Source organism: Pseudodesulfovibrio mercurii (genome assembly GCF_000189295.2).
Classification (GTDB): Bacteria; Desulfobacterota; Desulfovibrionia; order Desulfovibrionales; family Desulfovibrionaceae; genus Pseudodesulfovibrio; species Pseudodesulfovibrio mercurii.
Map to the genome: position 1 here is coordinate 3,623,195 of NC_016803.1, position 18,958 is coordinate 3,642,152.

20 protein-coding genes are annotated in these 18,958 nt (G+C 66.3%); 9 read left to right on the plus strand and 11 right to left on the minus strand.

The annotated features are described in order from the left end of the window. Positions 1-3: 3 nt before the first annotated feature. Together rnpA and rpmH are read right to left on the minus strand one after the other, a co-directional pair. Complete coding sequence (rnpA, locus tag DND132_RS16275; protein WP_014323860.1) at positions 4-375, minus strand: ribonuclease P protein component; 372 nt, start codon at positions 373-375, stop codon at positions 4-6. Beyond that, on the minus strand, positions 363-497 hold the full coding sequence (gene rpmH, locus DND132_RS18105) for a 50S ribosomal protein L34 (RefSeq protein WP_071546398.1): 135 nt from the start codon (positions 495-497) through the stop codon (positions 363-365). Before rpmH ends, rnpA begins: the two co-directional genes overlap by 13 nt. Before the next feature lie 230 nt (positions 498-727). Here rpmH and DND132_RS16280 point away from each other — a divergent pair, with 230 nt between their 5' ends. Further along, complete coding sequence (locus DND132_RS16280) at positions 728-1,381, plus strand: lactate utilization protein (protein WP_014323861.1); 654 nt, start codon at positions 728-730, stop codon at positions 1,379-1,381. 247 nt (positions 1,382-1,628) lie between these two features. Next, the gene (locus DND132_RS16285; RefSeq protein WP_014323862.1) at positions 1,629-2,375 is read left to right on the plus strand and encodes a UPF0280 family protein; all 747 of its coding nucleotides are present in this window, start codon (positions 1,629-1,631) and stop codon (positions 2,373-2,375) included. A 7-nt stretch (positions 2,376-2,382) separates the two neighbouring features. Here DND132_RS16285 and DND132_RS17880 read toward each other — a convergent pair whose 3' ends face one another. From DND132_RS17880 to DND132_RS16305, 4 genes are all read right to left on the minus strand, one after another. Then, positions 2,383-2,919 carry a GNAT family N-acetyltransferase gene (locus DND132_RS17880; protein ID WP_014323863.1) on the minus strand — a complete coding sequence of 179 codons (537 nt, stop codon included), beginning with the start codon at positions 2,917-2,919 and terminating at the stop codon, positions 2,383-2,385. Beyond that, the gene (locus tag DND132_RS16295; protein WP_238528388.1) at positions 2,916-3,569 is read right to left on the minus strand and encodes a Crp/Fnr family transcriptional regulator; all 654 of its coding nucleotides are present in this window, start codon (positions 3,567-3,569) and stop codon (positions 2,916-2,918) included. The genes DND132_RS17880 and DND132_RS16295 overlap by 4 nt, the downstream gene beginning before the upstream one ends. A 67-nt stretch (positions 3,570-3,636) precedes the next feature. Continuing rightward, positions 3,637-5,601, minus strand: coding sequence for a sensor domain-containing diguanylate cyclase (locus DND132_RS16300; protein ID WP_014323865.1), 1,965 nt, complete (start codon positions 5,599-5,601; stop codon positions 3,637-3,639). A 13-nt stretch (positions 5,602-5,614) separates the two neighbouring features. Continuing rightward, entirely contained in the window at positions 5,615-5,914 is a 300-nt protein-coding gene (locus DND132_RS16305) for an MTH1187 family thiamine-binding protein (protein ID WP_014323866.1), read from the minus strand. 485 nt (positions 5,915-6,399) lie between these two features. On the opposite strand from DND132_RS16305, the gene DND132_RS16310 reads away from it, so the two are divergent. From DND132_RS16310 to DND132_RS16325, 4 genes are all read left to right on the plus strand, one after another. After that, complete coding sequence (locus tag DND132_RS16310) at positions 6,400-7,386, plus strand: hydrogenase small subunit (RefSeq protein ID WP_014323867.1); 987 nt, start codon at positions 6,400-6,402, stop codon at positions 7,384-7,386. A gap of 65 nt (positions 7,387-7,451) precedes the next feature. Next, a complete protein-coding gene (locus DND132_RS16315; RefSeq protein WP_014323868.1) occupies positions 7,452-9,170 on the plus strand; it encodes a nickel-dependent hydrogenase large subunit in 1,719 nt (572 codons plus the stop codon). 744 nt (positions 9,171-9,914) lie between these two features. Further along, complete coding sequence (locus DND132_RS16320) at positions 9,915-10,304, plus strand: hypothetical protein (RefSeq protein ID WP_238528186.1); 390 nt, start codon at positions 9,915-9,917, stop codon at positions 10,302-10,304. A 20-nt stretch (positions 10,305-10,324) separates the two neighbouring features. Then, on the plus strand, positions 10,325-10,654 hold the full coding sequence (locus tag DND132_RS16325) for a DMT family transporter (RefSeq protein ID WP_014323870.1): 330 nt from the start codon (positions 10,325-10,327) through the stop codon (positions 10,652-10,654). Between the two features lie 81 nt (positions 10,655-10,735). Here the strand turns inward: DND132_RS16325 and DND132_RS16330 are convergent, their stop codons facing one another. The 5 genes from DND132_RS16330 to icd form a co-directional block, all read right to left on the minus strand. Next, on the minus strand, positions 10,736-10,993 hold the full coding sequence (locus tag DND132_RS16330) for a HypC/HybG/HupF family hydrogenase formation chaperone (RefSeq protein WP_014323871.1): 258 nt from the start codon (positions 10,991-10,993) through the stop codon (positions 10,736-10,738). Further along, positions 10,962-11,516 (minus strand): HyaD/HybD family hydrogenase maturation endopeptidase, encoded by a 555-nt coding sequence (locus tag DND132_RS16335; protein ID WP_014323872.1) that lies wholly within the window; start codon positions 11,514-11,516, stop codon positions 10,962-10,964. Before DND132_RS16335 ends, DND132_RS16330 begins: the two co-directional genes overlap by 32 nt. A 138-nt stretch (positions 11,517-11,654) precedes the next feature. Next, on the minus strand, positions 11,655-12,740 hold the full coding sequence (locus DND132_RS17885; protein ID WP_014323873.1) for a class I SAM-dependent methyltransferase: 1,086 nt from the start codon (positions 12,738-12,740) through the stop codon (positions 11,655-11,657). A 151-nt stretch (positions 12,741-12,891) separates the two neighbouring features. Further along, positions 12,892-14,484, minus strand: a complete 1,593-nt coding sequence (locus DND132_RS16345; RefSeq protein ID WP_014323874.1) for an acetolactate synthase large subunit — start codon at positions 14,482-14,484, stop codon at positions 12,892-12,894. A 256-nt stretch (positions 14,485-14,740) separates the two neighbouring features. Continuing rightward, the gene (icd, locus tag DND132_RS16350; protein ID WP_014323875.1) at positions 14,741-15,883 is read right to left on the minus strand and encodes an NADP-dependent isocitrate dehydrogenase; all 1,143 of its coding nucleotides are present in this window, start codon (positions 15,881-15,883) and stop codon (positions 14,741-14,743) included. 156 nt (positions 15,884-16,039) lie between these two features. Between icd and DND132_RS16355 the strand changes: the two genes are divergently transcribed. The 3 genes from DND132_RS16355 (at position 16,040) to DND132_RS16365 (ending at position 18,905) form a co-directional block, all read left to right on the plus strand. Then, a complete protein-coding gene (locus DND132_RS16355) occupies positions 16,040-16,771 on the plus strand; it encodes an SIR2 family NAD-dependent protein deacylase (protein ID WP_014323876.1) in 732 nt (243 codons plus the stop codon). A 3-nt stretch (positions 16,772-16,774) separates the two neighbouring features. Further along, entirely contained in the window at positions 16,775-17,269 is a 495-nt protein-coding gene (locus tag DND132_RS17890; protein WP_014323877.1) for a GNAT family N-acetyltransferase, read from the plus strand. A 289-nt stretch (positions 17,270-17,558) separates the two neighbouring features. Next, positions 17,559-18,905, plus strand: coding sequence for a TrpB-like pyridoxal phosphate-dependent enzyme (locus DND132_RS16365; protein ID WP_014323878.1), 1,347 nt, complete (start codon positions 17,559-17,561; stop codon positions 18,903-18,905). Positions 18,906-18,958 lie beyond the last annotated feature (53 nt).

Genomic DNA, 18,958 nt, shown 5'->3' on the forward strand with positions numbered 1-18,958 from the left:
TCTCTAAGAGGCCGCCGCTTCCGCCCGCAAACGGCTTAAAAGCGGGGTAAACTCTTCTGTGGCGAGGGCGAGGGTCAGCTGCTTGGCCTCAAGGTTCCGCTTCGGAACAACGACGACATCCAGAGGCAAATCAAAATCGAATTGATGCAGCCTGAAATACTCGCGCACCACCCTCTTTATACGGTTGCGCGCCACTGCATGCCCCATCTTTTTACTGACAGTCAGCCCCAGACGTATACCGGGTCCGGGGCTGCTGCGCTTGAGGATGAACAGGATGAAACTTCGGGTGAAATGCTTCTTGCCCTGTTCGTAACAAGCTTTGAATTCAGGGCTTCTGAGCAGCCGGCGCTCCTTGTTCCAAGCTAGACGGCTAATCTCTTACGACCTTTTGCGCGGCGGCGGGCAAGCACCTTGCGACCGTTTTTGGTGCGGGAGCGCACCAGGAAACCGTGAGTTCTTTTGCGACGGCATTTGCTGGGCTGATACGTGCGTTTCATATCGGTAATCTCCTGAAGAGTGAAATTTTGTTGGAAGTTGCGTTGAACGGAAGCATATAACCGCTGCCACCGGGACCGTCAAGCGCTATTTTCACGGTCGTTCCGGGACCCCGCTTCCGGCCGGGCGGGTTTTCTGCTACAAGCTTTTTCACCGCTTGGCGAGTGAAAAAACGACCGTTTTCCCAATTGCCACAATTTACCCTTCTAAGGAAGTATATATCGGAGACAGCATGGACAAGCCCATGGACAACTACTGGCGTCTGAACCTCGCCGATCTCAAGGAACAGCTCGAACACAACGGCTTCGACGTGTACATGGCCGACACCCCGGCCGGGGCGCGCGAGGTCGTGGTCAACGAGATCCTGCCGGACATCCGGCCCAAAACCGTGTCCTGGGGCGGGTCCGCCACCCTGGCCGCCTCCGGCCTGTACGACTACCTGCGCGACAGCCCGGACTACGAAGCCCTGGACACCTGGGACCAGTCCCTGTCCACCGAGGACAAGTACGAGCTGCGCCGCCGCGCCCTGCTGGCGGACTGCTTCTTCACCGGGACCAACGCCGTGACCCGCGAGGGCCACCTGGTCAACCTCGACATGTACGGCAACCGCGTGGGGGCCATCACCTTCGGCCCGCGCAACGTGGTCCTGCTCATCGGCCGCAACAAGCTCGTGCCCGACCTGGAACGGGCCATGGAGCGGATCAAGGAGTACGTGGCGCCCGTCAACACCATGCGCCTGAACATGAAGACCCCCTGCGTCAAGACCGGCTACTGCATGGACTGCTCCTCGCCCGACCGCATCTGCAACGTCTGGACGATCACCGAAAAATCCTTCCCCAAAGGCCGCATCAAAATCGTTCTCATCAACGCCGACGAGGGGTTTTAAGGGGGAGGCCTCCGGCGGCCGGGGGAAGGGGAGAGGGAAACCCTTTGAGAAAAGGGTTTCCCTCTCCCCTTCCCCCGGACCCCCATCCCCTCTTCCTTCCTAAACTTTTTAGTGCCGCTTTGCGGGGTTTGGTGTGGATGAGGGGTGTTCCTAAAATGTTCATAACCGGGGGTGGTGTGGAAAAAATGTTCGTAAACGTGTTCGTATGTTGTTCCGTGTTTGGAACATCGGTTCGGAGGGGCTGGTGATGGGCGGGAAGCATCTTTCCTCGGAGCGCGGCTACCGGCGCATGGTCCGAGCCCGGGAGGGCGAGGTCCGCTTTCAGGTGGCCGTGGAGCAGACCGACCTGCTCGTGGTCGCCGAGCTGGACCTGCGCGACGAGATCGCGGCCTTCGTGACCAAGGTGCGCGGCGATATCAAGAACTGGATTCTCTTTCACCGGGAGTTCGCCGAGAGCCTGACGCCCGTGGCCGTTCCTGATACCGCGCCGGACATCGTCCGGGCCATGGCCGACGCGGCCGCATCGTGCGGAGTGGGGCCCATGGCCGCCGTGGCCGGGGCCGTGGCCCAGGCCGTGGGCGAGGCCTTCGCGCCGCGCAGCCCGAACATCCTGGTGGAGAACGGCGGGGACACCTACCTGTGCTCCACGCGCGAACGGGTGGTCGCCCTGCTGGCCGAGCCCGAGTCCGGGGCGTCCATCGGCCTGCGCCTGGCGGCCGACGCCTTTCCCGTGGCCCTGTGCGCCTCCAGCGGGACCATCGGCCATTCCCTGAGCCTCGGGACCGGCGACCTGGTGGCCGTGCGCGCCCGGGACGCCCGGCTGGCCGACGCCGCGGCCACGGCCCTGGGCAATCTGCTCCACTCGGAAAAGGATCTGGACCGGGTCCTGAAGCGGGCCCGCGAACTGGCCCCCCACGGGCTGGACGGGGTCTTCGCCCAGTTCGACGCCAAGGTGGCCGCCTGGGGCGATCTGGAACTGGTGGCCCTGGACTAGGCCGGGCTCAGAGCCACTGGCCGTAAATCCACAGGTCCGTGGTCCGGCCCCACTTGCGGACCACCCCCCGGCGCACGCCCTCCAGGCGGAAGCCGGTCTTCTCCAGCACTCGGCGCGAGGCCGGATTCCAGCCGAAGCAGGTGGCCGTGAGCTGTTCGATGGCGGTCTGGTCGCGCATGTAGCGGACCAGCTCGGTGACGACCTCGGTGGCCAGCCCCCGGCCCCAGAGAGACGGGTCGAGCCAGTAGCCCGTGGTGGCCGTGTGCGCCTCCACGCCCTCGCCCCGGACGGTCCCGCAGCTGCCCGCCAGCTCCCCGTCGAGGAAGACCGCGAACTGCCACTTGTCTTCGCCCGCGCCGTCGCGGCTCCAGCGGACCAGCCGTTTGGCCGCCGTCTCGTCAAAGGGGTGGGGAAAGCGGAAGGAGGTGTTCCAGGAGATGTCCCGCGTGCTGGCCACGGGCGGGATCAGGGGCGTGTCCTCCGCGCGCCACGGGCGCAGCAGGCAGCGGTCCGTGCGCAGGACGGTGCGCAGGAAGTCGGTCACGCCTCCTCCCGGTTGCGCATGACCGCACCGAGCAGGTCCCGCTCCCGGATGCGGATGATGCGCACGTCGTCCGCGTCCCGGCCGATGGCCACCAGACCCTGGTCGGCCAGGCCGTGGAGATAGCCCTCGATGCGCTCCGGTCCGGCGACGAAGGCCTCGGCCAGGCTCCTGACCGTGGCGTCGTACTTCAGCTCCGTCGTGCCGCAGGCGGAGAAGAGGTCGAGGATGCGGACCACGCCGAGCCCCACGGACGGGACCTTCATGGCCTTGCGCGTGGTGGCCTTGAGCCGGTTGACCAGCACGGTTATGATCGAGGCGATGACCCTGGGCGATTGGCGCATGAATTCCTCCAGGTCGTCGCGCGTGACCACGATGACCTTGGAGTCCTCCAGGGCGATGGCCGTGGCCGTGCGCACGCCGTCGTCCAGGAACAGGGCCATCTCGCCGAAGATGGAGATGGGCTTGAGTATGGCGAAGACCTTCTTGCGGTCCGCCACGGTGCCGGAAATCTCGATCCTGCCCTCGGTCAGGATGTAGGCGGCGTCGCCCTTGCCGCCCTCGGTGAAGACCACGTTGTGCCTGAGCACGTTGCGCATCAGGTAGTTCCCGCGCGAGACCGGTTTCAACTGGACGTTCTGCTGGGTGATCATGGACACGGCGGGGTTCCTTTTCCCTTGTTGCGGATGATTGCTGCCGGCTGTCCGGCGACCGCGCCGGTCAGCGCAGGACCACCGAGTTGCGGCCCGATTCCTTGGCCTTGTACAGGGCCTCGTCGGCCCGCTTGAGCAGTTCGTTGATGGAGTCCTCGGCGTTCAGGGCCGCCACCCCGATGGACACGGTCACGGCCATGTCGCCGACCTCGGTGGAGACGGGTTTGGACGCGGTCATGGCCCGGATGCGTTCGGCCACCTCCACGGCCCGTTCGGCGTCGGTCTCCACCAGCAGGGCGGCGAACTCCTCGCCGCCCATGCGGGCGAAGACGTCGGTCTTGCGGGAATCGGCCCTGCAGCGCAGGGCGAAGGTGCGCAGGACCTCGTCCCCGATGGCGTGGCCGTGGGAGTCGTTGACCTCCTTGAAGTGGTCGAGGTCGCACATGAGCACGGCCAGGGGGCGGTTGAACCGCCTGGCCCGCGCCAGTTCGTGCCGGGCCCGCTGGAAAAAGGCGTGGCGGTTGTATGCCCCGGTCAGCTGGTCGCGGGTGGCCATGCGTTCGAGGCGTGCCTCCAGCCGCCGCTTCTCGGTGACGTCGTGGACGATGGAGTAGTGCAGCTGGCGGCGGCCCAGGGAGACCGGTCCGGTGAAGACCTCCACGTCCCGCCGGGTGCCGTCCTTGAGGGTGTGCACGTGCTTGAAATAGTTGCGCCGCTCTTCGGACGCCGCCTTGAGCTCCCGGTACATCTGGTCGTCGCTCATGCAGTCCAGCTGGCGGATGGTCATGGAGGTCAGTTCCTCGTTGCTGTAGCCGTAGTATCGGCAGGCCGCCGGATTGACGAACTGGATGGTCGAGTCCAGGGGGTCGTGCAGGATCATGACCGCCTTGTTCTCCTCGAAGAAGGCGCGGTGCAGTTCGTCGCGTTCCGCCATGGCCCGCTCGGCCGCCACCTGGTCCGTGACGTCCTGCATGATGCCGTTGAAGAACCCCTCGGGGGTCAGCCGTCCCGAGAGCTCGGCCCACAGGCGCGTGTCGTCCAGGCGGCGCAGTTGGAGCCGGAAGCGGGAGACCTCCCCGTCCCGGCGCAGGAGCTCCCACAGCCGGTTCCGGTCCTCGGGGTGCACGTAGTGGTTCAGGGCGCTGACCCTGACCATGCTGCCGGTGGACGGGTAGCCCATGATGTCGGCCACGGTCCTGTTGCCCTCGATGACCATGCCGTCCGGCGCGATGAGGTAGATGCCCACCAGAGCGTTCTCGAAGAGCTGGCGGTAGCGCTTCTCGCTGTCGGCCAGGGCCGCCTCCTTGGCCGCGATGTGCCGCAGGGTGGCGTTGTGGGCTTCGATGACCTCGCCGATCTCGTCGTCGCTGCGCCAGTCCGCCTCGGTCCAGCGGCCGGTCTCCCCGGTGGTGCGGATGGCGGCCAGCAGCGCATCGAGCGGGCGGCTCACGGTCCGGTGGAAGGCGAAGACCGCCCCGGCCAGGGTCACGGCGATGATCGCCAGGTAGGAGATCATCTGCCACAGGAACTCCTGGCGGAAGCGCCGCTCCGCAAAGGTGTGCGTGTAGTGGATGGCCAGCCTGCCCATGTCCGCGCGGGTCCCGTCCGGCATGCGCCGGTAGATGTCCCGCCACACGGTCTTGAGCCCGTCCACCCGGTCCTCCGGCGTGATGCCGTAGGACAGGAAGAGGTCGCCCTTCTCGTCGTAAATCTCGGCCCCGAGCATGGCCGGGTTGCTGGAGATGGTCGCCAGGGCGCTGACCATCTCCTCGGTCTGGTAGTTCCACAGCAGCCCGTCCAGCACGCGGCTGGTGGCCGTGGCGAAGACGCCGACGTCGGTGTCGATCTTGGTCATGGCGTCGTGCCGGGTGAAGTTCCCGACCACGAGCATGAGCGTCAGAGTACCCACCACCAGAAGCGGCAGGATGCGCACCAGGAACTTGAAGACCAGGGACCTGGCGTCGAACATGCCGGGCGGCCCCGGGCGGGGGGCGTCGGCCCGTTCGGCCTGTCTGTCCGGAGGTGCGGCCATGGGCGGTCGCTCCCTACGCGAGCTTGCTTTCCACGCTGTGGAGTTTCTGGCTCATGCCGTCGTCGCGGCCCTTGCGGGCGTCCACCTTGATGGTCATGTACAGCCGGTCCGAGTCCTTCGCGATGGCGCGGTAGCAGCCGTCCACCACCTTCATGACGTCGTCCCATTCGCCTTCGATGCTGGTGCCCATGGGGCAGAGGCGGTATTTCAGCCCGGACTCCTTGATGACGTTCAGGGCGCGGGAGACGTAGGTGCTCAGGCCGGAACCGCCCTTGTCCAGGGGAAAGATGGAAAGATCAATGATGACACCCATGGAAAGGTCCTCCTCGGATTGTTGATTCGGCTCCTGTTCTAGCCGAATTGTACCCGGAGTGGAAGAATGGAATCAATTATTGTTTGTTTTGTCATTTTCCGACTCTTGCGGGCGGAAGTCGGCCGTTCCGAGGGGGGCGGTTCGGGCGGCCGGGCCGGTGCGACCCACGGCCCGCCGGGGCTTGCGGACAGGACGTCCTGTGATTTTTGTCACGTGTTCTCGTCTGGACCCTAGCTTGCCGATTCGCTTGAAAGTTTTTTGAAGTTGCCTATTGATTTTGTTTGTAAAGCGCGATAGGACTTTGTTAATTAATTTTTCCGGGGGGTTATAGCACGAACTCGGAAAAAGAATGTTGATCGTGTCACTTTTTTGTTAATCGTGGCAAAGAGACGGTCTAGGTCCGAGTTCGGGCGTGTGCCCGGCGGTTGTGCTGGGAATAACGGTGTTCTCAGCATAACAGACTCATTTTATTACGGAGGTGTTCTATGAAATTTTCCGTAGGTCATGGCAAGGAAGGTGCCGTGGAACGGCTGGAAAAGCGCGGTGTCTCCCGGCGTGATTTCATGAAGTTCTGCGGAACCGTGGCCGCAGTGATGGGCATGGGTCCGGCTTTCGCCCCGAAAGTCGCCGAGGCCCTCACAGCTGACAACAGGCCCAACGTGGTCTGGCTGCACAACGCCGAATGCACCGGGTGTTCGGAATCCATCCTGAGAACCGTCGAGCCTTACATCGACGCCCTCATCCTGGACTACATCTCGCTGAACTACCATGAAACCATCATGGCCGCAGCGGGTCACGCCGCCGAAAAGGCCCTGTGGGATACGGTCAACGGCGGCAACTACGTGGCCGTCATCGAGGGCGGCGTTCCGACCGCTCCGGCCGGTACCGCCAACGAGGCCGGCGCTTACGGCAAGGTCGGCGGGCACACCATGCTCGACACGACCACCAAGGTCGTCAACGGCGCCGCCGCGACCATCACGTACGGCACCTGCGCCTCCTACGGCGGCGTGCAGAAGGCCGCCCCGAACCCGACCGCTGCCAAGGGCATCGGCGAACTGTTCCCGGGCAAGGCCATCATCAACGTGCCCGGCTGCCCGCCGAACCCGTTCTCCCTGGTCGGCACCATCGTGCACTTCCTCACCAAGGGTGTTCCCGAGCTCGACGCCGTCGGCCGTCCGATCCCCTTCTACGGCGAGACCGTGCACGACAACTGCCCGAGGCAGGCGCATTTCGACGCTGACGAATTCGCACCTTCCTTCGGTTCCGAAGAAGCCCGCAAGGGCTGGTGTCTGCGTAAACTCGGTTGTCGTGGTCCCGAGACCTTCAACAACTGCCCCACGGTCAAGTTCAACCAGTACAACTGGCCTGTTCAGTCCGGCCATCCCTGCATCGGCTGCTCGCAGCCCGATTTCTGGGACGGCGCCGACTGGGATGGCGAGACCTACTTCTACAGCGACCTGACCCAGCTCTAATGGGTTGTCGCCAGGTTTCGTTCAACTAACGCAGACTGAATCAGAATTCTTAAGGAGGATACAATATGTCTGGTTGCTCCCCCAAAGCCGCCCCGATGGCGCACGGGAAACACGACGTAGTAGTTGATCCGGTCACCAGGATCGAGGGTCACCTGCGCATCGAGGCCGTGGTCGAAGATGGCAAAATCGTTGACGTCCGCAGCAGCTCCCAGCTGTTCCGCGGTCTGGAGATCATCCTGAAAGGCCGTGATCCCCGCGATGCCCAGCACTTCACCCAGCGCTCCTGCGGCGTCTGCACCTACGTGCACGCGCTCGCTTCCATCCGTTGCGTCGACAACGCCGTCGGCGTGGACAAGGAACTGCCCCACAACGCCACCATCATCCGCAACCTGGTGATGGCCGCGCAGTTCATGCATGACCATATCGTGCACTTCTATCACCTGCATGCCCTGGACTTCGTTGACGTCACCGGCTGTCTGTCCGCCGACGTCAGCAAGACCGCCGAAATCGCCGCCGCCGTCGCCAAGACCGTGCGCCCCGATCCCAAGATCGTCTCCTCCAAGGAAGACCTTCAGAAGACCAAGGACACCGTCAAGAGCATCGTCGACTCCGGCCGTCTGGGCATCTTCACCAACGCTTACTTCCTCGGCGGCCACCCGGCCTACGTCCTGCCGCCCGAGGTCAACCTGCTGGCCACCAACCACTACCTCAACGCCCTGCACCTGCAGGTCAAGGCCGCCCGGGCCATGGCAGTGTTCGGCGCCAAGAACCCGCACACCCAGTTCACCGTCATGGGTGGCGTGACCTGCTACGAAGGCCTGACCGACAAGTACATCAATGACTTCCTGGCTCTGTACGCGGACATCAAGGACTTCATCCTCGACTGCTACATCCCGGACCTCATCGCCGTTGCCGGCTACTACAAGGACTGGGCCAAGATCGGCGGCACCACCAACTTCATGAGCTTCGGCGAATACCCGGCTCAGGGTGGCGAGGCCGACCTGAACTCCCGGTACATCAAACCCGGCGTCATCTTCGACCGCAAGATCACCGACGTCATGGCCTTTGATCCGACCAAGATCGAAGAGCACGTCAAGCACTCCTGGTACAAGGACGACACGCCCAAGCATCCCTACGCCGGCGTCACCGATCCCATGTACACCAGCCTGGACGACAAGGCGAAGTACTCCTGGATGAAGGCTCCCCGCTACGACGGCAGAGCCACCGAGGTCGGCCCCCTGGCCACCTGTCTGGTCAACTACGGCCTGGGTCATCCCGAGTTCGTCAAGTACGTCAACTTCGTGCTCGGCAAACTGGAAGTCGGCCCGGATGCCCTGTTCTCGACCCTGGGCCGCACCGGCGCCCGCGGTATCGAGTGCCTGATCACCTGCCTGAAGACCGAAGACATGGTCAACGATCTGAAGGAGAACATCGCCAAGGGCAACCTCGACATCTGCAAGGATTGGGACATGCCCTCCGAGGCGCAGGGCGTCGGCTTCGTCAACGCCCCCCGCGGCGGCCTGAGCCACTGGATGAGCATCAAGGGCGGCAAGATCGACAACTTCCAGCTCGTGGTCCCGTCCACCTGGAACCTCGGTCCCCGCTGCGACAACAACATCCCCGGCCCGACCGAAGAGGCCCTGCTGGACAACACCCCGATCGCCGATCCGGAACGCCCGGTCGAGATCCTGCGTACCGTCCACTCCTATGACCCCTGCATCGCCTGCGGCGTGCATGTCATTGATAACAAGACCGGTAACGTCAAGAAGTTCCGCGTCCTGTAATTGCGCAGGCGCGAACGCGCGAAAAAATAGAGGCCCGGCTTATGCCGGGCCTCTTTTTTTCGGGCTTGCGCCTGCGGGCGGCGGCTTCGGATGGCGGGCCATCCGCACATTTGCCGCTTCGGGCGGCGGCTTCGGATGGCGGGCCATCCGCACATTTGCCGCTTCGGGCGGCGGCTTCGGATAGCGGGCCATCCGCACATTTTCCGAGGGGGGATTTGATCCTCACGTAGGGGGGCTACGCTGCGGTCAAATCCCCCCTCGGAAAATGCACGGCTGACCCACTCTGCGAAGCCTCGATCCGTGCGGGATCGGGGGTGGGGAGGGGCGCGGGAGGGGGGCTGGCGGGAGGCCGTGCGGTCGCGTCGCTGTTGGGTGGCTGCGCCGCCCAAGGCGCTTGAGATGTCGAGGGGGGAGTGGTGCGCGAGCGTCGCTGTCGGGCGGCTGCGCCACCCGAATCGCTGGGGCGTCGTGAAGAGATGGGGGGCGATGGGGTGGTGCGGGTGCGTCGTTGTCGGGCGGCTGCGCCGCCCGAATCGCTAGGGGCGGCGAAGGGGGAATGACGGCATCTGGTTGGGGGGGCGGGTTTGACCTTTGGGTGGTTGGTGGGCTAGGGGTTGGGGTATGCGGAGAGGAGAGAAACTTGGCGTGGTGGGGCGCGGGGTGCGGTATGTGAAGGCCGCGCCGTGGCCGTATGTGACCGGGAGCGGGGCGCTTTTGCTCGCCCTTGGGCTGAAGGGAGCCGGGGTGGCCCATTGGTCGGCCGGGAATGCGGCGGCCGGTGTTGCCCTGGGCTGGTGGGGGGGGTGCTGGCTGGTGGTCGCCTTCTTCGCCCTGGCCGACGGCGTGTCGCGGCATCGGGAGTACCGCCGGATCAAGGGGATGCTCCTGCGCTACGGGTTCAGCGAGCGCATCCTGCGGCCGCTTGCACGGTCGCGCTGCCAGCGGGACGCCGCCCTGCACGCGGCCCGGGAGACCGGGCATCTGGACCGCGCCCGGGCCTACTTCCACGGGCTCGGCTACCGCTGGTACCACATCCTGCCGGACCTGGTGGTCCGCAACCCGCTGGCCTTCGCCAGCCCGACTTTTCTGCGCACCTCGTTCCTGCCCGGCCGGAAGCGGCGCGTCCGGCCGTAACGACCTCGCTGGAGAGCAACATGGGATACGTCTATCTGGCCCTGGCCATCGTCTGCGAAGTCATCGGCACCACCGCGCTCCAGGCGAGCGACGGGTTCACCCGCCTCGGCCCGTCCGCCGTGGTGGTGGCCGGGTACGGGCTGGCCTTCTTCCTCCTGGCCCTGGTCCTGCGGACCATCCCCATGGGCGTGGCCTACGCCATCTGGGCGGGGCTCGGCATCGTGCTCATCGGCCTGGCCGGGGTGGTCGTCTACAAGCAGTCCCTGGACCTTCCGGCCATGCTCGGCATGGGCCTGATCGTGGCCGGGGTGGCGGTCATCAACATCTTTTCCAAGACCGTGAGCCACTAACTTCCGCACCCGGCACGCAAAAAGGCCCGGAACGGTTTCGTTCCGGGCCTTTTCGCGCGTCCGACGGGACGGCTGGGACGGCTAGAGCATCTCGTGTTGATAGTTCTCGCCGCCCAGGAGTTCGACCATGTCGCGGAGGATCTTGAGGCTTTCCTCCGCCTCCTTGGGGTCGAGCTTGCGCAGGGCGAACCCGGCGTGGATGATGATGTAGTCGCCGATGTGCACGTCCTCGTCCATGAGCATGATGGACGCCTGGACCGTGGTGTCGCCTTCGCCCACCTTGCAGGTGGCGACGCCGTCACTGATTTCAAGAATTTCTGCTGGTATCGCGAGGCACATAGATCTTCTCCGTTGCGGGGTTCTTGTCCGTCCGAAGGGCGTAGGAGCCGCCCGCGCGCTCCACTTCATCGAGGACCAGGGCTTCCATCTGCGGCAGCCGGGCCGTGAGCTCCGGGGACAGGGCGGCGGACATGTCGTGGTAGTTGACCGGCTCGATGCCGAAGAGAACCACCTCGTCCGGGACGTTTCCGATGATGCTACACTGGGCCAGCGTATCGAGCAAGTCGGTCTGGTGCAGGGAATTCTTGAAGGCGCACGCCTTGTTCAAATCCTCGCCCAGCAGGCGGAATATCTCGCCCGGCTCGCCGTCGTTGAGCACGATGTCCACGATGATCAGGTAGTCCGACTCCATGATCGGGCCCATGAGCTTGAGTCCCAGGGTGCCGCCGTCGAGCACGGTGACGTTGTCGGAAAACTGGTATTTCTGCTCCAGATCCTCGGCCACCCGGACGCCGAAGCCTTCGTCGGTGAACAGGATGTTGCCGACGCCCAGGATGAGAATGCGTGTATCTTTTTCAGGCATGGCTTTCACTTAGTAGAGAGCCAAGGTTTTCGCAAGGTCTAAAACGGAAAACCATGCCCGAACCGGGCCCGAAACGCCGTTCGGGGCCGGACGCGCGGCCCGTTCGTCGCCTCTTCAGCGTGTGGCCCGGCCGCCTCCTCAGCGCGTGGCGTAATAGAGGGAGCTGACCTGGCCGCCAGGCAGGTTCTGGTGGGACTCCACGTGCAGGATGCGTCCGCCCGCCGAGGCCACCACCCGCTCCACGGTCTCCACCGGAATGGCGTGGGTCTCGCTGTAGGGCCGTTGGGCCGCCAGGGCCGCACCCTGGGTCCCGCTCGTGGCGGGAAGGACCAGGACCGCGACCGAACACTGCGCCTCTTCGGGGGCGGCCAGGGAGCATCCCCGGTAATCCAGGGCCGTGAGGGCCAGGGCGTAGTTGCCGGGCGCGGCCGGGGAGGCGGCCCGGTAGTCCATGTCCAGGGACTCGCCCGGTCCGAGCACCGTGCCGGGCAGGTTCATGCGGCCGTGGTTCTGGGCCAGCTCGTCGGTGTCGAGGTTGTACCAGTGATGGATCAGGCGCACGGGCGCGTTGGTCCGCTTGTCCATGCCGATGGAGTGCGCGCCGGTATTGGTCACGCGCACGGGCACGGTCAGCCGGGTGCCGTGCTCCATGGACAGGGGGCCGGGGCCGGTGGACAGGGCGCACGACACGCCCTCCTCGGGATAGGCGTAGACCGCCGGGGCGCTGGGACAGTGGAAGGCGGCCAGGCCGCCGGGCTTGAGCACGCGGAGGAACTCGGCGATGTAACGGATCGCCACCTCGGGCCGGATGTGCTGGAGTACGTGGGCGGTGTGGACCATGTCGAAGCTTCCGTTCGGGAACAGGCCGAGGTCGTCGGTCTCGTTGAGGCGATACACGCAGCGCGCGCCGAACCGGTTGTACTCCTTGGCCCTGGCGATCATGGACGGGGCGATGTCCACGCCCACGCAGGTCTTGAAATGGTCGCACAGGGGCTGCGTCAATCTTCCGACTCCGCAGCCGAAGTCCAGGGCGGCCCCCCGGCCCGCAGGCAGGCCGTTGGTTTCCATCCACTGGACGATGCGCGCCACGTAGCGCGTGCCGGTTTCAAAAAACTCCTGGACATCCCAGCCGTTATCCACCTTGTCGGGCTGTGAGGCCACGGCCCACAGGGGGTCTTCCCGGCCGAAGGTGTTCCAGTTCCGTTGCAGTTCCTGCAGGTACACGGTCGCGCTCCTTTACGCCCGGCGGATCGTTTCGCGGGCGTCCGGAAAAGGATTGCACGACCCATGCCACGGGCGGAGCGGAGTGAGATGTGGTGGGAGAAAGCGCGGCGCGGGCCGGGACGCGATAGTCCCGGCCCGCTTCGCGGAGCGGCTAGAGGACGGCCTCGATGAGCCGGGGGCCCTTGGCGCTCAGGGCGGCGCGCAGGGCGTCGGCGAACCCCTGGGTGGTCTCGGCGCGCACGGCCTCTACGCCCAAGCCTTCGGCGATGCGCACCCAGTCCAGGGACGGGTTGTGCAGGTCCAGGAGGGCCAGGGCCTTGTCGCCCTTGGACGCGGCCCGGACCAGCTTGAGTTCCTGGTTGAGGACGGCGTAGGAGCGGTTGGCGTAGAGCACGGTGACCACGTCCAGGTTCTCGCGGGCCTGGGTCCACAGGGACTGCACCGTGTACATGGCGCTGCCGTCGCCCTCGAGGCAGACCACCTTGCGGTCCGGCGCGGCCACGGCGGCCCCGGTGGAGAGCGGCAGGATGCCGCCGATGGAGCCGCCGGTCAGGGCCAGGTAGTCGTGGGGCGCGGCCTGGGCGAGCATGTTGGCGTAGGGCAGGGTGGAGGTGATGCCTTCGTCCGTGACGATGGCGTTCTCGGGCAGCAGGGCGGCCACGATGCGCATGGCGGCCTCGGCGGTCAGCGGGCCGTCGGCGGGCAGGCTGGGCGGGGCGAGCTCGACCATGGGGCAGTCGGGCGCGGCGTCCACCGCCTCGGCCAGGCGGATGAGCGCGCTGTTGCCGTCCTCGCTGGCGTGGGCCAGGGTCAGGATGGCGCAGTGGGGCGGGGTCAGCCAGCTCTCCTGGCCGGGATAGGCGAAGAAGGAGACCGGCGACTCGGCCCCGACCAGCAGGAGCTGCTCGAATTCGTCGAGCCGGGCCAGGACGTCCTTGCCCCGGTAGGGCAGCCGCTCGACCACGGGCGCGCCCGCGCCGGAGCGCATGCGCGGGGTGAAGGTGTCGCAGAACAGGGTGGCCCCGGTCTTGGCCGCAACGCACCCGGCGGCATTGAGGCCGTCGCCGTAGAGCACGGCCCCGCGCAGGAGGATGGCGGTCTTCTTGCCATTGGTCAGGGCCTTGGCGGCGCCCTCGATGGCGTCCTGGTACACGGGCGCGGGGCCGGGCGCTTCCAGTCCGGGCGCGGGCCGCTCGGCCGGGAGCCAGGCCGTGTCCGCGGGCAGGATCAGGGTGGCCACCTGACCCGGGGCCACGCGCGCGGCGCGGACCGCCTCGGCCGCGTCCAGGGCCACGCTGCGGGCGCTGCGCGGACGGCGTACCCAGTGGGAGATGGCCTCGGCGAAGCCGACCACGTTGGAGGTCAGGGGCGCGTCGTAACGCTCGTGGTAGGTGGCGTGGTCGCCGACGATGTTGACCACCGGGGACTGGCCCTTGCGGGCGTTGTGCAGGTTGGCCATGCCGTTGGCGAAGCCGGGGCCGAGGTGGAGCAGGGTGCAGGCGGGCTTGCCGGTCATGCGCGCGTAGCCGTCGGCCGCGCCCGTGGCCACGCCCTCGAACAGGCAGAGGACCGCGCGCATGCCGGGGATGCGGTCCAGGGCGGAGACGAAGTGCATCTCCGAGGTGCCGGGGTTGGCGAAGCAGACCTCCACGCCGCTGTTGACCAGCGTGGCGACCAGGCTGTCCGCGCCGTTGCATTCCATGCATTGGCCGGTTTCGGTGATTTCGGGGGTATGTTGAGGCATGTGGCGACTCCTTGGTTCAGGGTGTTGCGGAGTATGGTGTCCGGGCGGGGCCGGAGGCGTGTGTCCGAAGGGTCAGGCGTCCCGGAGCCGGGACGGGCGATCTCTGGCGGGCGGGGGCCCGGCGGAAAACGGTTTCCGCCATGAAAGAGGGTAGCCAAGGGAGCGACGGGGGTCAAGCCGGGCACGGGCCGCCCAAGAAAAACGGCGGGCCGCGACGCATGGTCGCGGCCCGCCGGGACGTTCGGGAAAGCGGGGGTTAGAGATTGGCCAGCAGCAGCTCGCCGAACTCCTTGCAGCCCACCCGCGTGGAGCCGTTGATCTGGGCGGCCAGGTCCACGGTGACCTTCTTGGCGGCCAGGGTCTTCTCGACCGAGGCGTGGATCAGCGCGGCGGCCTCATGCCAGCCGATGTGTTCCAGGAGCATGGCCCCGGACAGGACCAGGGAGCCGGGGTTGGCCATGTCCTTGCCCGCGATGGTCGGGGCGGTGCCGTGGGTCGGCTCGAAGAAGGCGAGCTTGTCGCCCATGTTCACGCCGGGGGCCAGGCCCAGCCCGCCCACCTGCGCGGCCAGGGCGTCGGAGATGTAGTCGCCGTTCAGGTTGGTGGTGGCGATGACCGAGTACTGCTCGGGGTACATGAGCACGTTCTGGAACATGGCGTCGGCGATGCGGTCCTTGAGGATCACGCCCTCGCCGTCCTGGCCCTCGCGCACGACCCGGCCCTGGTATTCCTCGTCGGCCAGCTCGTAGCCCCAGGCGCGGAAGCCGCCCTCGGTGGTCTTCATGATGTTGCCCTTGTGGACCAGGGTCACGGACGGCCTGCCCTCGGCGATGGCGAAGTCCAGGGCCTTCCTGACCAGCCGCTTGGAGCCCGCCGGGGTGATGGGCTTGATGCCCACGGAGGCGGTGGCGTCGATGGAGGCGCCCAGCTCGTCCACGAGAAATTCGATCAATTTCCTGGCTTCCGGGGTGCCGGACTGATATTCAATACCCGCGTACACGTCCTCGGTGTTTTCGCGGAACACGACCATGTCGACCAGGTCGGGACGCTTGACCGGGGACTCGATCCCCTTGAAATACTTGATGGGACGGATGCAGGCGTAGAGGTCGAAGACCTGGCGCATGGTCACGTTCAGGCTGCGGTACCCCTTGCCCACGGGCGTGTTCAGGGGGCCCTTCATGGCCAGGTCGGCCTTGGACAGGGCGTCCATGGTCGCCTGGGGCAGGTACTCGCCGGTCTCGGCGAAGCCCTTCTCACCGGCCAGCAGTTCCTGCCAGTCGAGCCGGTTGGCCCCGCCATAGGCCAGTTCCACGGCCTTGTTCAGGACGGGGCGGCCTGCGGCCCAGACCTCGGCGCCGATGCCGTCGCCTTCGATGTAATAGACTGTTCTGGTAGCCAATGTATCCTCCTGGGCATGTGGTCGGGACGGTTGCAAAATGAAGAAGCGGACTATGACGTTTATTCGGCCGGATTGCAAGCGCCGGGCCGGGGAAATGGCGTACCGGCGCGGTTTTCGGCCCTGAACATGACGAAATGACGGACAATCGGAGATATCGTGCAGGCTGAACTGGAGATGGTCAAGGCGTTGCTGGGCGGCGACCGGCGGGTGGTCGTGCTGACCGGGGCGGGGGTGTCCGCCGAGAGCGGGGTGCCCACCTTCCGGGGCCGCGACGGGCTGTGGAAGCACCACCGGGCCGAGGACCTGGCCCGGCCGGACGCCTTTGCCGCGCACCCGGAGCTGGTCTGGGAATTCTACAACTGGCGGCGCAGGCTGGTGGGGAACTGCTACCCCAACGCGGCGCACCTGGCGTTGGCGGCCATGGAACGCCAGATGCCGAATTTTCTTCTGATCACCCAGAACGTGGACGGGCTGCACGCCCGCGCGGGCAGCCGCAAGGTGCTCGAGATGCACGGTTCCCTGTGGCAGCTGTGCTGCACGGTCTGCTCCCACGCGCGGGAGGACTTCTCCGAGCTGCCGGACCTGCCGGACTGCCCGGTCTGCGGCCATCTGCTGCGGCCCGGCGTGGTCTGGTTCGGCGAACCGCTCGTGCCCGGCGTGCTCAAGCTGGCCATAGAGGCCGTGGCCAAGGCGGACGTGTTCCTGTCGGTGGGCACCTCGAATCTGGTCCAGCCCGCCGCGTCGTTCTACCAACTGGCCAAGGACCATGGGGCCGTGACCGTGGAGGTCAATATGGAGCCGACCCCGAACACCGGGTTCATGGACTTCGCCCTGCACGGCCCGGCCGGAGACATCCTGCCCGAGCTGGCGGGCGGGCTGGCCGGGTGAGCCATGGCCGCCGACATCATCTATGAATTGCTGACGCCCGAACGGGAGGAGCAGGCCCGCGATCTGGTGCGCGAGGTCTTCGCCGCCTTCGTCGCCCCCGGCTTTTCCTCGACCGGGCGCATCGCCTTCGAGGCGTTCCTGTGCCGGTCCTCTTTTTCCCGCAGATCGGGCAGGGGATTCGCCCTTGCCGCCCGGCGGGCCGGGGGGATCGTCGGCGTCATCGACGTGGCGGACGGCGGCCACGTGGCCCTGTTCTTCGTCTCCGGTGAGCACCGGGGGCGCGGGGTGGGCCGGACGCTCATGCGGCTGGCCGGGGAGCGCTGCCTGCGGGACCTCCCTACACCCGGCCGGATGACGGTCAATGCCTCGCCGGGATCGGTCGGGGCCTACGCCGCCATGGGGTTCGTCCCGGCGGGCGGCGAGGAGGAGCGCGACGGCATCCGCTTCGTGCCCATGGTCCTCGCCCTGGACGAGCCGGAAAAGCCCGCCGCGCCTTGACGCGGATGTTCGAAAGAGCGTAATGGGTTTGTCTATGAATACACCCATATCATACAATTACTTTTGTGGACGCGGGTGGCGTAACGTCAAGCGGCCCGATTCCTAGTCGCGCAATGAAGCGATCCGCTGCCGGTCCTGGCGGCGGCGTGCTTCCGCGCGCGGTTGGACATCGGAAATGCCGCCGGCTGCAACGCCGACGGTTTTTTTCGTCAACCCGCAGGGGCCGGACGGGGAGCCGGGAAGCTTCCGCCCGCATCGGTCCCGATCGCGCAACCGTTCGGAGGAACACATGTCAGTGAAGAAGATTTTCCTGCCCCAGGACCAGATGCCCACCCAGTGGTACAACCCCATGCCGGACCTGCCCACGCCCATGGCCCCGCCCCTCAACCCGGAGACCATGGAGCCGCTGACCCCGGACATGCTCTCGCCCATCTTCCCCGACTCCCTCATCGCCCAGGAAATGAGCACGGACCGGTTCATCGACATCCCGGCCGAGGTCATGGACGTCTACCGGATCTGGCGGCCCTCGCCCCTGGTGCGCGCCGACCGGCTGGAACGGGCCATCGGGGCCAAGTGCAAGATATTCTACAAGGACGAGTCCGTGTCCCCGGCGGGTTCGCACAAACCCAACACCTCGGTGCCCCAGGCCTGGTACAACAAGACCGAGGGCGTGAAGCGGCTGGCCACCGAGACCGGCGCGGGCCAGTGGGGCACGGCCCTGTCCTTCGCCTGCGCCCAGTACGGCATGGAGTGCGTGGTCTACATGGTCCGGGTGTCCTACGACCAGAAGCCGTACCGCAAGATGATCATCAACACTTACGGCGGCACCATCTTCGCCTCGCCCTCGGACCAGACCCGCACGGGCCGCGAGATGCTGGCCAGGGACCCGGACTGCAAGGGATCGCTGGGGCTGGCCATCTCCGAGGCCGTGGAGGACGCGGCCACCCACGACGACACCAAGTACGCCCTGGGCTCGGTGCTCAACCACGTGCTCATCCACCAGACCATCACCGGCCTGGAGGTCCAGAAGCAGCTGGCCATGATCGGCGAGAAGGCCACCCACTTGGTGGGCTGCGTGGGCGGCGGCTCCAACTTCGGCGGCCTGGTCCTGCCTTTCCTGCCGCAGAAGCTCGAGGGCGACCCGGTCAAGTTCATCGCGGTGGAGCCCAAGGCGTGCCCGACCCTGACCCGCGGCGAGTACCGCTACGACTTCGGCGACATGGCCCGGCTGACCCCGCTGGTCAAGATGCACACGCTGGGCCACGACTTCATGCCCGCGCCCATCCACGCGGGCGGGCTGCGCTACCACGGCGACGCGCCCATCCTGTGCAACATCGTCCACGAGGGGCTGTGCGACCCGGTGGCCTACTTCCAGACCGACTGTTTCGAGGCGGCCAAGCTGTTCATGCAGACCGAGGGCTTCCTGCCCGCGCCCGAGACCTCCCACGCCATCAAGGGGGCCATCGAGGCGGCCAAAACCGCCGGGCCGGACGACGTCATCGTCTTCCTGTACTCGGGCCACGGTATGCTCGACCTGGCCTCCTACGACGCCTTCAACCAGGGGCTCCTGACCAACTTCGAGCTGCCCCAGCGCGACATCGAGCAGGCGCTCAAGTCCTGCCCGGTGGTCAAGTAGCCCCCCCTCCGTCACCCCGCAGCACACCCCCGGCCCGGAGTTCCGCGCCGGGG

Excerpts from the sequence above, each read along its gene's own strand:
- rpmH (WP_071546398.1), bottom strand. The coding sequence starts at position 497 with ATGAAACGCACGTATCAGCCCAGCAAATGCCGTCGCAAAAGAACTCAC.
- DND132_RS16280 (WP_014323861.1), top strand. The coding sequence starts at position 728 with ATGGACAAGCCCATGGACAACTACTGGCGTCTGAACCTCGCCGATCTC.
- DND132_RS16285 (WP_014323862.1), top strand. The coding sequence starts at position 1,629 with ATGGGCGGGAAGCATCTTTCCTCGGAGCGCGGCTACCGGCGCATGGTC.
- DND132_RS16295 (WP_238528388.1), bottom strand. The coding sequence starts at position 3,569 with ATGATCACCCAGCAGAACGTCCAGTTGAAACCGGTCTCGCGCGGGAAC.
- DND132_RS16300 (WP_014323865.1), bottom strand. The coding sequence starts at position 5,601 with ATGGCCGCACCTCCGGACAGACAGGCCGAACGGGCCGACGCCCCCCGC.
- DND132_RS16305 (WP_014323866.1), bottom strand. The coding sequence starts at position 5,914 with ATGGGTGTCATCATTGATCTTTCCATCTTTCCCCTGGACAAGGGCGGT.
- DND132_RS16310 (WP_014323867.1), top strand. The coding sequence starts at position 6,400 with ATGAAATTTTCCGTAGGTCATGGCAAGGAAGGTGCCGTGGAACGGCTG.
- DND132_RS16315 (WP_014323868.1), top strand. The coding sequence starts at position 7,452 with ATGTCTGGTTGCTCCCCCAAAGCCGCCCCGATGGCGCACGGGAAACAC.
- DND132_RS16325 (WP_014323870.1), top strand. The coding sequence starts at position 10,325 with ATGGGATACGTCTATCTGGCCCTGGCCATCGTCTGCGAAGTCATCGGC.
- DND132_RS16330 (WP_014323871.1), bottom strand. The coding sequence starts at position 10,993 with ATGTGCCTCGCGATACCAGCAGAAATTCTTGAAATCAGTGACGGCGTC.
- DND132_RS16335 (WP_014323872.1), bottom strand. The coding sequence starts at position 11,516 with ATGCCTGAAAAAGATACACGCATTCTCATCCTGGGCGTCGGCAACATC.
- DND132_RS16345 (WP_014323874.1), bottom strand. The coding sequence starts at position 14,484 with ATGCCTCAACATACCCCCGAAATCACCGAAACCGGCCAATGCATGGAA.
- DND132_RS17890 (WP_014323877.1), top strand. The coding sequence starts at position 16,775 with ATGGCCGCCGACATCATCTATGAATTGCTGACGCCCGAACGGGAGGAG.
- DND132_RS16365 (WP_014323878.1), top strand. The coding sequence starts at position 17,559 with ATGTCAGTGAAGAAGATTTTCCTGCCCCAGGACCAGATGCCCACCCAG.